Annotated in this window: 1 protein-coding gene; it reads right to left on the bottom strand. The window is 35.6% G+C overall.

Annotated elements, in window-relative coordinates; all coding sequences use genetic code 11:
* Positions 1-111 precede the first annotated feature (111 nt).
* A complete protein-coding gene (locus ACJQWY_RS06895; RefSeq protein WP_407076992.1) occupies positions 112-567 on the bottom strand; it encodes a hypothetical protein in 456 nt (151 codons plus the stop codon).
* Between the last annotated feature and the right edge of the window lie 226 nt (positions 568-793).

Here is a 793-nt window from a genome sequence, read left to right as displayed (position 1 = left end):
GATTTCTAGTTGGTAGGCTTTTTTGTTATGTACAGCAAATGTACAAGTAACGAACAGTAAATTTATAGCAATGAACAGCAATGTACAGTAAAACGAACAGCAAATGTACAGTTAATCGTCCAGTTTTTTAAAGAACTCATCTTTGAATTCTTTGCGAGCCTCTATCGCTTCTTTTAATGTAGGAAACGTTCCTAAGTGATGCCGTTTGCCTTTGATATTAATTTGAGCAATATAGTGCACATCACCATTTTTAAGCTCTTTCGTTTTTATTCCGGTTACGCCTGATTTATTATCGCTTCTGATCTTACGATTATCATCTAATAAAAACGTAGCAACGCCGTTTTTCTTTTTGTTTTGATAGCCACGGCGCAGACCTGTGTATTCAACATCTGCTTTTAAATGACCACAACTAACTATCTGTCCGCCTCTTAGTTTATTAGTAGGGGCTATTGTCTGCTTCCCGCATGAACATTGACACAGCCATCCGCTGTGACTGCCGATGTTTTCAACTTTTTTAATAACCGTTAATTCGCCAAATCGTCGACCAATTAAATTTGCAACTGTCATATTTAAATACCTCACAGCTTGATTATACAATAACGAATAAAATAATTTTAATTAGGTTGTGTTACTATATAGTAGAAAAAAGCTATTTCTCCAGCCGGGATAATATTATTTAGGTGGGTACTCAAGTGGGTACTTTTAGTTTTTAATACATTATTAAATGCTGATATGACAGTGTTTTTGAGCGTATTGGTTCGATTCCCCCGGTGCGCATCATTAACATTTAGAA

The sequence above is a fragment of the Weissella kandleri genome, assembly GCF_045504165.1.
Lineage (GTDB): Bacteria > Bacillota > Bacilli > Lactobacillales > Lactobacillaceae > Weissella > Weissella kandleri_A.
The sequence above is the reverse complement of the archived record's forward strand: the minus strand, read 5'-3'. Positions and strand labels throughout refer to the sequence as shown.